Consider the following 12,102-nt stretch of genomic DNA (forward strand, 5'->3'; position numbering starts at 1 on the left):
AACCCGAAACGCCACTCACGACCACCTGGACCGACGCGGCACTCGCGCTCGACCTCTCACTGAACAGGAAATCATGAGCGACACGAAGGAATGGACGTTCCCGGCCTCGTTCGGGCAGGAGCGGATCTGGCTGTCCGGCCAGCTCGACCCGGCGTCCCCGGTGTACAACCTGCACTGCCAGGCCCGGCTCGACCGGCCGCTGACCGCGGAGCAGTGGCGTGCCGCGCTCGGCGTCATCGTCGGGCGGCACGAGGCGCTGCGCACGTCGTTCCGCATGGAGGGCGGCGCGCTCATGCAGGTGGTGCACGCCGAGGTGCCGATCGAGCCCGAGGTGCACGACCTGCGGGACCTGCCCGCCGACGCCCGCGAAGCCCGGCTCGCCGAACTCGTCGGCGAGGTTTCGCGCGGGGCCATCCCGCTCGACTCGCCGCCGCCGTGGCGGGCCCAGGTGTGCCGGACGGCCGATGACGAGTGGGTGCTCACGTTCGTCGTGCACCACACCGTGTTCGACGCCGGTTCGGTGCTGGTCCTGGGCACGGAGCTGGGCGAGGCGTGTGACGCCGTGTTCGAGGGTCGTGAGCCGAAGCTCCCCGAGCTGGCCATCCAGTACCCGGACTTCTCGGCCTGGCAGCGCGGGCAGCTCGAAACGTCCAGCGAACAGCTGGACTACTGGCGCAAGCAGCTCGCCGGGCTGCCGCCGGTGCACGGCCTGCCCACCGACCGGCCGCGGCCGTCGGAGCTGACGTTCGCCGGTGACCAGGTGCACTTCGACCTCCCGGACGGCCTGATCGACCGGGTCGGCGAGCTGAGCCGGGAGCTGTCGGCGTCGCCGTTCATGGTGCTGCTGGCCGGCTACGCCGCGCTCCTTTCGCGACTGTCCAGAGTGGACGACATCGTCGTCGGCGTCCCGGTCGCCGGCCGCGACCTGCCGGAGCTGGCCGACCTGATCGGCATGTTCGTCAACCAGATGGCCGTGCGGATCGACTGCTCGGGGGCGCCCGCGTTCACCGAGCTGGTCGGCCGGGTCCGGACCACGCTGCTGGAGGCGATCGACCACAGCCAGGTGCCGTTCCAGGCGGTAGCCGAGGCGGTCGGGGCCGAGCGCGATCCCGGCGTGCAGGCGCTGTACCAGCTCGGCTTCAACTTCCTGCCCGACTCGGGGCTGGAGCCGATCCGTTCGGCAACCGCGAAGGATGACATCGCGATCGATCTGACCTCGGTGGACGGCAGGCTCGTCTACCGCACCGACCTGTTCGACCGCGAGACCGCCGAAGCCATCACCGAGCGGTACGTGCGGTTGCTCACCGCGGCGCTGGCCGATCCGGCCGGGTCGGTCGCGGATCTGCCGCTGCTGTCGGACGCCGAGCGCGAGCTGGTCCTGACCGGGTGGAACCCGACGGAACTGTCCACTCCGGACACCAAGACGGTGCACGCCCGGTTCGAGGAACAGGCACGACGGACCCCGGACGCGCCCGCCGTCGACTTCGGCGGAGTCCGCCTGACGTATGCCGAGCTGAACACGCGGGCCAACCGCGTCGCGCACCGGCTGCGTGAGCTGGGCGCCGGTCCCGGTACCGTCGTCGGCGTCTGCGTGCCGAACTCGGCGGATCTGCTGACCGGCGTGCTCGGGGTGCTGAAGAGCGGCGCGGCCTACGTCCCGCTCGACCCGGCCAACCCGGCTCCCCGGCAGGCGCTGATCCTCGCCGACGCGGGTGTCCCGTTCGTGCTGGTCACCGGCGAGTCCACTTTGGACACCAAGACCCTGGCCCTGGACGACCCGGCCGAATGGTCCGCCGCGGCCACCGAAGACCCGGAACCGGCGGCCGGACCGGGCGACGTCGCCTACGTGATCTACACGTCGGGCTCGACCGGGCGGCCCAAGGGCGTCGAGGTCGAGCACCGGGCCGTCGACACGTACCTGGCATGGGCGCGTGAGGCATACCCCGGTCTGGCCGGACGGGCGTTGTTGCACACGTCGCCGTCGTTCGATCTCACGGTGACGACGCTGCTCGGCACCCTCACCGCCGGGGGCGCGGTCGTCGACGGGGGCCGCCCGACGTTCGTCAAGGCGACCCCGACCCATCTCGCCATCCTCGCCGAGGAGCTGTTCCCTACGGGTGAGCTGGTGCTCGGTGGCGAAGCGCTGACCGCCGAGACCGTCCAGCCGTGGCGGGAGCGCCACCCGGGCACGCTCGTCGTCAACGAGTACGGCCCGACCGAGGCCACGGTCGGCTGCGTCGTGCACCGGATCGAACCCGGGCACACGCTGCCGTCCGGACCCGTTTCGATCGGCCGTCCGGTGCCCGGCACCCGCGCGTACGTGCTCGACGAGCGGGGGAAGCCGGTGCCGCCGGGCGTCCCAGGCGAGCTGTACGTCGCCGGGTCGCAGCTCGCCCGTGGCTACCTCGGTCTGCCGGACCTGACCGCCGAAAAGTTCGTCGAGGGCCCGTCCGGCCGGATGTACGCGACCGGTGACCTCGTCCGCCGGCGTCGCGACGGCACGCTCGACTACCTCGGCCGCGCCGACGAGCAGGTGAAGCTGCGCGGCTACCGGATCGAGCCCGGCGAGGTCGAAGCGGCGCTGCGTGAGCTGCCGGAGGTGCGGGACGCGGCCGTGGCGGTCCGCGGCGACACGCTCGTCGGCTACGTCGTCGGCAGCACCGACGGCGCGGCCGAAGCACTACGGAAGACACTGCCGGAGTACCTGGTGCCGACCCGGTTCGTGGCACTCGACGCGCTGCCGATGGCGGCCAGCGGCAAACTCGACCGGGCGGCGCTGCCGGATCCGGAACCCGATGAGGCGCCGACGTACGTCGCGCCCCGGACCGCGGCCGAAGAGCTCGTCGCCGAGGTGCTCGGGGAGCTGCTCGGCATCGACGATCTCGGCGCGCACGACGACTTCTTCGCCCGTGGCGGCAACTCGCTGCTCGCGATCCGCGCGATGGCCCGGCTCCGCAAGCAGATCGAGGTCGACATCCCGGTGCGGGGGCTGTTCACCCTCACCACCGTCGCCGCGCTCGCCGCCGAGATCGAGCGGCGCCTCGAGGAAGACCTCGACCAGCTCAGTGACGAAGAGGTCCAGCGTCAGCTGGCCGAAGGCGGGAACTCATGACCGCGATCGACGAAACCAGCGCGGCCGCGCGCCGCGCTTTGCTCGAACGGCGGCTGCGGCGGCGAGCGGAACCGGCCGCGACCATCACGCCGCGTCCCGCCGATGCCGTCGTCCCGCTTTCGTATCAGCAGGAACGCGTCTGGTTCATGGAGCAGTTCGCGCCGGGCACCGGGTCGTACCACATCCCGGTGCCGATCCGGCTGACCGGCAGGCTCGACGTCACAGCGCTCCAGTCCGCTTTGGACACGCTGCCCGCGCGGCACGAGGCGCTGCGAATGCGGTTCCCGGAAGGGGACGACGGACAGCCGACCGTCCACATCGAACCCTCGGTCACCGTCAAGCTGTCCATTGTGGATGCTGGCAGTGAAGAAGCCGCCCGCGCGGCCGTCGACGCCGCCGCGGCCGAGACGTTCGACCTGTCCACGGGGCCGCTGCTGCGCGCGACGCTGGCCAGGGTGTCCGACGAGGAACACCTGCTGGTCCTGTGCACGCACCACATCGTCGGCGACGGCTGGTCGGTCGACCTGCTGCTGCGCGACCTCGCCGCGCAGTACCACGCCCTGAGCACCGGCGGCACGGCCGAGCTGCCCGCGCTGAGCATCGGGTACGGCGACTTCGCGCACTGGCAGCGCCGCACGCTCACCGGCGGCGAACTCGACCGGCAGCTGGAGCACTGGAAGGCGCAGCTCGCCGGGGTCGAGCCACTGGAGCTGCCCACCGACCGGCCCCGGCCCGCCAAGCAGAGCTTCGACGGCGCGATCCACGAGTTCTTCGTCGAGCGCGAGCTCACCCGCGCCCTCGGCGACCTCAGCCGCGAGCACGGGGTCACCCTCTTCATGACCCTGCTGGCCGCCTACCAAGTGCTGCTTTCGCGGTACTCCGGCCAGGAGGACTTCGCGATCGGCTCGTCTTCGGCCGGGCGTGGCCTGCCCGAGCTGGAGGGCGTGGCGGGCATGTTCATCAACATGCTGCCGCTGCGTGCCCAGCTGGCGGACGACCCGACGTTCGCCGAACTGCTCGAACGCACCCGGCGGCACGTGCTGGACGCGTTCGAGCACGCCGACGTCCCGTTCGAGCGGCTGGTCAACGCGCTCGGCGTGCCCCGCGACGTCAGCCGCTCGCCGGTGTTCCAGGCGATGTTCGTGCTGCAGAACTACGAAATGGGCCGGATGGGCGAGGCGGGCGAGTCCGAAGTGGACTTCCGCTGGCTGCCGATGGATCTGCCCGCGACCCGGTTCGACTTCGAATTCCACGCGATCGAGCTCGAACGCGGGCTGATCGGCAAGCTCGTGTACAACACCGCGCTGTTCACCGCCGACACGGTCGAGGGGATGGCCGGGCGGCTGGTCACCCTGTTGCGTTCGATCGTCGCCGACCCGGGCCGACGGCTGTCCGAAGTGGACATCCTCGACGACGCGCAGCGTGAACTCGTCCTGGAGCGCTGGAACGACACGACCACCGAATTCCCGCAGACCACGCTACACGCGCTCGTCGAGGAGCAGGCCGCCCGGACACCGGACGCGCCCGCCGTGACCTTCCGCGGCGCGTCGCTGACCTACCGCGAGCTGGACGAGCGGGCCAACCGGCTCGCGCACCGGCTGCGCGGGCTCGGGGTCGGACCGGGCGTGCTCACCGGTGTGTTCGCGGAACGGTCGTTCGAGCTGGTCGTCGCGCTTCTCGGCGTGCTGAAAGCCGGTGGCGCGTACGTCCCGCTCGACCCGGAGTATCCGGCCGACCGGCTGGCGTTCATGCTGCGGGACGCGGCCGCGCCCGTCGTGCTGACGCAGGCGGCGTTGCGCGAAACGCTGCCGCCGGGGGATGCGACCGTCGTGGTCCTGGACGCTCCTGACGACCTTGCCGGGGAGCCGGGCACCCCGCCCGAAGCTCTCGCCGGCCCGGAAGATCCGGCGTACGTCATCTACACCTCGGGCTCGACCGGGCAGCCGAAAGGCGTACCCAACGGTCACCGCGGCATCGTCAACCGGCTCGACTGGATGCAGCGCGCGTACCGCCTCGACGGCACCGATTCGGTCCTGCAGAAGACCCCGGCCGGGTTCGACGTGTCGGTCTGGGAGTTCTTCTGGCCGCTGATCACCGGCGCGCGGCTCGTACTCGCCGAACCGGGCGGCCACAAGGACGCCGCGTACCTGCGAGAGCTGCTCGCGTCGGAAAGCGTCACCACCGCGCACTTCGTGCCGTCGATGCTCACGCTTTTCCTTGCCGAACAAGGCGTCGAGACCTGCACGGCGTTGCGGCGGGTCGTGTGCAGCGGCGAGGAACTGCCGCTCGACGCGGCCCGTGAGTTCGTCCGGCGGCTGCCGGGCTGCGAGCTGCACAATCTCTACGGCCCGACCGAAGCCGCCATCGACGTCACCTCCTGGCACTGCACGCCCGCCGCGCTCGCCGACGTCGCGTCGGTGCCGATCGGGGCGCCGATCCAGAACATCCGGATCTACGTGCTCGACCGTGCCGGGCGGCCGTGCCCGGTCGGTGTCCCCGGCGAGCTGCACATCGCCGGCGTCGGCTTGGCCCTGGGCTACCACAATCGCCCGGAGCTGACGGCCGAACGGTTCGTGCCCGATCCGTTCCACAGTGGACGGATGTACCGCACGGGCGACCTCGCGCATTGGCGCCCGGACGGGACGATCGCGTTCCTCGGCCGGATCGACCACCAGGTCAAACTGCGCGGCCTCCGCATCGAGCTGGGGGAGATCGAGACGACCTTGCGCGCCCAGCCGGGGGTGCGCGACGCCGCAGTGATCGTCCGCGAGGACACGCCGGGGGACAAGCGGCTGGTCGGGTACGTCGTCGGCGACGCCGAGCCCGGCACGCTGCGGACGGCGCTCAAACAGAGCCTGCCGGATTACATGGTCCCGCCGTCGTTCGTCGCGCTCGACGAGCTGCCGCTCACCCCGAACGGCAAACTCGACCGCAAGGCACTGCCCGCGCCGGTCGCGTCCCGGGACGCGACGAAGGAACTGGTCGCGCCGTCGACCCCGGTCGAGACCCTGCTGGCCGAAATCTGGCGGGACGTGCTCAAGGTGGACGAGCTGGGCGTCGACGACGATTTCTTCGACCTCGGCGGCCATTCGATGCTGGCCACCCAGGTGGTGGCGCGGATCGGCAAGGCGGGGGCCGGGCAGGTCGGCGTCATGGACCTGTTCCAGCACCGCACGATCCGCGAACTGGCGTCCTTCATGGACGGTGACGACGCCGACCGGCCGCGGCACCTGCTGTACGAGCTGACCAAACCGGCCAAGCAGCGGACGCTGACCTACGTCTGCTTCCCGTACGGCGGCGGTAGCGCGATCGTCTACCAGCCCTTGGCCGACGCGCTCCCGGAGGGTTATTCGCTCTACTCGGTCGCCATCCCCGGCCACGACGTCGGGCTGTCCGAAGAGGCCCTGCCCTTCGACGACCTGGTCGAGCGGCTGGCGGGCGAGATCCTCGACCGTATCGACGGCCCGCTGGCCATCTACGGTCACTGCGGTGTCGGCAACGCGCTCGCCGTCGCCGTCGCCCGGCTGCTCGAAGAGCGCGGCCGCGAGCTGGAGGTCGTCTACATCGGCGCGATCTTCCCGTTCGCCCGGATGAAGGGCGCGGTGGGCACGCTGCGCACCCGGCTGGAGAAGCTGCGCAGCAACCGGTACTACTCGAACTGGCTCAAGGGTATGGGCGTCGACACCGACGACCTCGACCCGGCGCAGGCCGACCGGATCATCACGAACATGCGCGCCGACAGCCGCGCCGCCGAGGAGTACTTCAGTGGCCTGCTCGACGCCCGCGTGGCCAAACTGCGCGCGCCGATCGTGTCGGTCGTCGGCTCCGAAGACCCGGTCACCGACTACTACGCCGAGCGGTACCGGGAATGGGAGTTCCTCACCGACACCACCGCGCTCGTGGTGCTCGATCAGGCCGGGCACTTCTTCCTGCGTTACCGCGCGGAAGAACTCGCGGAGATCGTCACGCGGGTGCATCCGGCGCTGGACGATCCCGGCGAACTCGACGTCCGGGTCCGCGGCGAGGACGCGGCCTGGGCGGTGCACGAGACCCATCGGGCGGTCGTGGACGACAAACCCGAGGTGCGGCCGAGTATGGGCCGGTTCGTCACGATCACGATCGGGCAGCTGGTGTCCTCGACCGGCTCGGCGCTGACGTCGTTCGCGGTGCCGATCTGGCTCTACACCCGCACGGGCTCGGTCGCCGACCTCGGTCTGCTTTGGGCGCTCGCGCTGCTGTTCGGCGTGCTCGTCCTGCCGGTGGCGGGCGCGCTGGTCGACCGTGGTGACCGTCGGCGGATCATGATCGCTGCCAGCGGTATCGCGGGCGGGATCCAGCTGATACTGGCGTTGCTGCTGGTCACCGGGCATGTTCAGCTGTGGTTGTTCTACGTGCTGATCCCGCTCGGGTCGGTGGCCTCCTCGTTCCAGCGCATCGCTTATCAGTCGTCGGTGGCGCAGCTGGTGCCGAAGCAGTACCTCGGGCACGCGATGGGCCTCGCGCAGTTGTCCAACGGGTTCGCCCAGCTGCTGATGCCGGTGCTCGCCGCCGGGCTGCTGGCGGCGATCGAACTGTCCGGCATCCTGATCCTGGACATGGCGAGCTACGTGTTCGCGATCGTGGGCCTGCTCTTGGTGCGGTTCCCGGACATGATGGGCTGGCGCCCGCGCGAGCCGCTGCTGACGGCGATAGCGGGCGGGCTGCGGTACTCGTGGAACCACCGCGGTTTCCGCACGATGCTGCTGTACTTCGCGCTGGCGAACGTCTTCCTCGCCCCGGCGCTGGTGCTCGTCTCGCCGCTCGTGCTGTCGTTCGGTTCGGTCACCGACGTCGCGCAGGTGGCGCTCGCCGAGGCTCTCGGCGCGGTGGCTGGCGGCATCGGCATGGCGCTGTGGGGCGGTCCGCGGCAGCGACGGATGGTCGGCGTGCTCGCCGGCAACGTCGGGATCGCGCTCGGCAGCTTGGTGATGGGCCTCCGCCCGTCGCTGATCGTCGTCGCGGCCGGGGTGTTCCTCCTGGCCGCCGCGATGGCCGTGTCACAGGGCATCTACGCGACGCTCGTGCAGGTCAAGGTGCCGCAGCGGTTCCACGGCCGGGTGTTCGCGATCAACCAGACGATCACCTGGTCGACGCTGCCGATCGGGTTCGCCGTGCTGGCACCGCTGGCCGTCGGCTGGTTCTCGCCGCTGCTGGCGCCGGGCGGCGCGCTGACCGGGTCGGTCGGCGCCGTGCTCGGCACCGGCGAGACGCGGGGGATCGGGCTCGCCTACGTCGTCTTCGCGCTGATCCTGCTGCTGATCAACCTGGGCGGGTTCTCGCTGCGGCGGCTGCGCCGGTTCGACACCGAGGTACCCGATTCGCTGCCCGACGACCTGGTGGGGGCACAGGAACGGGAGCGCAAGCTCGCCGGGAAGGAAGCCGCATGAGTACGGCAGTGCTGGTCAGGGAGGCCCGCGGGCACTGGGTCGGCGAGGTCGCGCCGTCGATGCGGGCGGCCGGGCACCGCGTCGTGTTGCTCGCCCCGTCGATGGACTCGGCCGAGCGCGCCGCACTGGAGGGCGTGGTGGACGACGTCGTCGCGCTCGACGACGTCCACGACCCGGAAGCCGTCGCGGCGAAGGTCCGGGAGATCGACGGCGGCGCGCTGGCCGGGATCTTCACCGGCTCGGACGGCGCCATCGCGAGCACCGCGCACGCCGCGGAACTGCTCGGGGTGGCGCGGTGCCCGGCGTCGGTGTTCGCCTTGTGCGCGAACAAGTTCGCCGTCCGGGAGGCCCTCGCCGCGGCCGGGCTGCCCGGACCCGCGTACGCCCTGATCTCCTCGGCCGCCGAGGCGGAGTCGGTCGCCGCGGTGGTCGGGTTCCCGGCGATCGTCAAACCGGTCAACGGCGCGGGCAGCAACCTCGTCCGCACCGTGTCCACTGTGGACGAGCTGGCGGCCGCGTACGAGCTGCTGGCCGCGCGTTTGCCCGAGTCCGCGGATCCGCGCTACCACCGTCCACTCGGGACACTCGATCCCGCGAAGACGTTCCTTGTGGAAGGGTTCCTGAGCGGCCCGGAGTACGCGGTGGACGTGCTCGTCCGTGACGGAGTGGCCGAGCCGGTCGAAATCCTCGACAAACCGCTGATCGACGAGCGGAAGTTCGAGCTGGCGCTGTCGTGCCCGCCGGCCGGGCTCGCCGACGACCGGGCCGCGCTGGTCACCGCGGCGGCCGTCGCCGCCGTCCGCGCGCTGGGGCTCGACAACACCTGCGCCCACGTCGAGCTGATCGACGACGCCGACCGCGGCCCGACGATCGTCGAGGTCAACGCGGGCAGGCCCGCCGGTTCGATCATGCCGCTGCTGGCGAAGCTGCGCACCGGCATCGACGTGTTCGCCGAGCTGGCCGCGCTCGCGGTCGGCGCTCCGCCGCCGGCGCGGGAACCCGCGAAACTGCCGATCCCGCTGGGCATGCTGATCCTCTACGCGGCCGGTTCGGGCCGGTTGACGAAGATCGGCGGGCTGGACGAGATCGCCGACCTGCCCGAGGTGATCGACGTCGTCACCACCGTCTCGCCGGGGCAGGTGCTCACCGACGAGCAGGAGACCTACGCGGTCAACCTCGTCGTGGCCGGGTTCGCCGATCACGACGATCTCGCCGCCCTGCACGCGGAGGCGAGCAAGCTCGTCCAGCTGGAACTGGAGGATGTGTGAACACCGCGTTCGTGGTCCGGGAAACCGCCGGACAGTGGATCACCGACGTCGTGGCCGCCGTGCGGGCGACCGGTCTGCGGGCCGAGCTGGTCACCGAGCCCCTGGAACCGGCCGAGCTCGCGCAGCTGGCGGAAGTGGTGGACGGCTTCATCGTCGTCGGCGACGTCCGTGACGCGGAATCCGTGGCCTCGGCGATCCGGGCACGGACCCCGCTTCCGGCCGGGGTGGTGACCGCCGCCGAAGGGATCGTCGCGAGCGTCGCCCGCGCGGCCGAACTGCTCGGCGTCGCGCGCTGCCCGGCGTCGGTGTTCACCTTGACGCACAACAAGTTCGCCGCCCGGCAGGCGCTGGCCGCGGCCGGGCTGCCGGGGCCGCGCTGCGCGCTGATCTCAACCGAGTCCGAGGCGGCGTCGGTGGCCGAGGCGGTCGGGCTCCCGGCGATCGTCAAACCGGTGAACGGCGCGGCGAGCAACCTCGTCCGCACGGTGTCCACAGTGGACGAGCTCGCGGCGGCGTACCGGCTGCTGGCCGAGCGGTTGCCGCTGTCGGAGGACGCCCGGTACCACCGGCTCGTCAGTGGTGGACCGGAGCCGATCGATCCGCTGAAGGTGTTCCTCGTGGAAGGCCTGCTGCGTGGCCCGGAATACGCGGTCGACGTCCTGGTGCGCGACGGCGTCGCGGAGCCGGTGGCCGTGGTGGAGAAACCGCTGATCGACGAGCGCAAGTTCGAGCTGGGCATGGTCTGCCCGCCGCTCGAACTGTCCGAAAAGGACACTGAACGAGTGTTCGCGGCCGCGACGGCCGCCGCGCTCGCGCTGGGCCTGGACAACACCTGCGCTCATCTGGAGCTGATCGACGACGCCGAACTCGGCCCGACGATCGTCGAGGTGAACGCGGGCCGCCCGGCAGGCGGCGCCCAACCGGTGCTCCTGAAGCTCGCGACCGGTATCGACGTCATCGCCGAGGCCGTGTCGCTGGCCCTGGGCACGCCGCCGCCCAAGCGAGGCGTGGGCCTGCCGGTGCCGGTGGGCTACCTCATCTTCTACGCCGAGGGCACCGGGCGGCTGGTCCGCGTCGAGGGCACCGACGAGGTCGCCGACCTGCCCGAGGTCCTGGAGGTGGTCACGATCGTGCGCCCCGGCCAGCTGCTCACCGACGACCAGGAGATCTACGCGGTGAACGTGCTCGCCGCGGGGTTCGCCGACACCGAAGACCTCGCCGCGCTGCACGCCGAGGCCGCCAAGCTGATCCGATTCGAACTGGAGGAGTCATGACCGCCGAACTCGCGGCGAACCTCGGGCACATCGAGGGCAACGACCACACGAAGCTCACCGTGTACGCGGCCACGGGCCTGGACTGGGTGCGCGCGCACCGCGAAACGCTGCAGGAGCGGCTGCGCGAGCACGGCGCGATCCTGCTGCGGGGGATGCCCGCCGACCTGACGGTGTTCAACCAGGTCACCGAGGAGATCGGCGGCTCGCTGCTGACCTACACGGAACGGTCGACGCCGCGCTCGGCGGTTTCCGGCAACATCTACACCTCGACGGAGTACCCGCCCGCCGAGTCGATCCCGATGCACAACGAGAGCTCGTACTCGGCGCATTGGCCGGACCGCCTGTTCTTCCTGTGCGACATCGCGGCCGAAACCGGTGGCGCGACGCCGATCGCCGACAGCCGCGCGATGTACCGGCTGCTGCCGGAAGACCTGCGCGAGCGCTTCGCGGGCGGCGTCACCTACACGCGGGCGTTCCGCGAAGGCCTCGGACTGAGCTGGCAGGAAGCGTTCCAGACCGAAGACCGGCAGGCGGTGGAGGACTACTGCACCGCCAACGGCCAGACGTTCGAGTGGACCGATGAAGGCTTGCGCACGCGGCACGTGCGCCCGTCGTTCGTCGAGGAGCCGCACACCGGCGGGATGGTGTGGTTCAACCAGGCCAACCTGTTCCACGTTTCGAGCCTGGGGGAGGAGGTCAGCGAGGCGCTGCTGGAGCTGTACCCCGTGGAAGACCTGCCCCGCAACGCTTTCTTCGCCGACGGCTCGCCGATCCCGCAGTCGGACCTGGACGCGGTCAAGGCGGCCTACGACGAGGTCAGCTACGCGTTCCCGTGGCAGCCGGGTGACATCATGGTGATCAACAACATGCTGATGGCGCACGGGCGGGAGCCGTTCACGGGTAAGCGGCGGACTCTGGTCGCGATGACCTGACCTGGAGGCGGTCGCGACACACGCCTTGGCCATCAACGTTGCGAAAGCCACTTTCCCAACCTTCAACGTTGCGAAAGTGGCTTTCGCAAC

General features: G+C 70.9%; 5 protein-coding genes. All 5 read left to right on the plus strand.

The features are described from left to right. Positions 1-73: 73 nt before the first annotated feature. The 5 genes from AB8M46_RS25630 to AB8M46_RS25650 are packed head-to-tail and all read left to right on the plus strand — an operon-like array spanning position 74 to position 12,012. Entirely contained in the window at positions 74-3,112 is a 3,039-nt protein-coding gene (locus AB8M46_RS25630) for an amino acid adenylation domain-containing protein (RefSeq protein WP_394361874.1), read from the plus strand. Then, positions 3,109-8,538, plus strand: a complete 5,430-nt coding sequence (locus AB8M46_RS25635) for an amino acid adenylation domain-containing protein (protein WP_394361875.1) — start codon at positions 3,109-3,111, stop codon at positions 8,536-8,538. The genes AB8M46_RS25630 and AB8M46_RS25635 overlap by 4 nt, the downstream gene beginning before the upstream one ends. Next, on the plus strand, positions 8,535-9,806 hold the full coding sequence (locus AB8M46_RS25640; RefSeq protein ID WP_394361876.1) for an ATP-grasp domain-containing protein: 1,272 nt from the start codon (positions 8,535-8,537) through the stop codon (positions 9,804-9,806). The genes AB8M46_RS25635 and AB8M46_RS25640 overlap by 4 nt, the downstream gene beginning before the upstream one ends. Continuing rightward, complete coding sequence (locus AB8M46_RS25645; protein WP_394361877.1) at positions 9,803-11,080, plus strand: ATP-grasp domain-containing protein; 1,278 nt, start codon at positions 9,803-9,805, stop codon at positions 11,078-11,080. Before AB8M46_RS25640 ends, AB8M46_RS25645 begins: the two co-directional genes overlap by 4 nt. Further along, the gene (locus tag AB8M46_RS25650; protein ID WP_394361878.1) at positions 11,077-12,012 is read left to right on the plus strand and encodes a TauD/TfdA family dioxygenase; all 936 of its coding nucleotides are present in this window, start codon (positions 11,077-11,079) and stop codon (positions 12,010-12,012) included. The genes AB8M46_RS25645 and AB8M46_RS25650 overlap by 4 nt, the downstream gene beginning before the upstream one ends. The last annotated feature ends 90 nt before the right edge of the window (positions 12,013-12,102 follow it).

Origin of the sequence: Amycolatopsis sp. SB7-3 (assembly GCF_041021335.1) — a bacterium.
Lineage (GTDB): Bacteria > Actinomycetota > Actinomycetes > Mycobacteriales > Pseudonocardiaceae > Amycolatopsis > Amycolatopsis japonica.

Coding starts and splice junctions, on each gene's coding strand:
- AB8M46_RS25640 (WP_394361876.1), top strand. CDS start 8,535: ATGAGTACGGCAGTGCTGGTCAGGGAGGCCCGCGGGCACTGGGTCGGC.
- AB8M46_RS25635 (WP_394361875.1), top strand. CDS start 3,109: ATGACCGCGATCGACGAAACCAGCGCGGCCGCGCGCCGCGCTTTGCTC.
- AB8M46_RS25630 (WP_394361874.1), top strand. CDS start 74: ATGAGCGACACGAAGGAATGGACGTTCCCGGCCTCGTTCGGGCAGGAG.
- AB8M46_RS25650 (WP_394361878.1), top strand. CDS start 11,077: ATGACCGCCGAACTCGCGGCGAACCTCGGGCACATCGAGGGCAACGAC.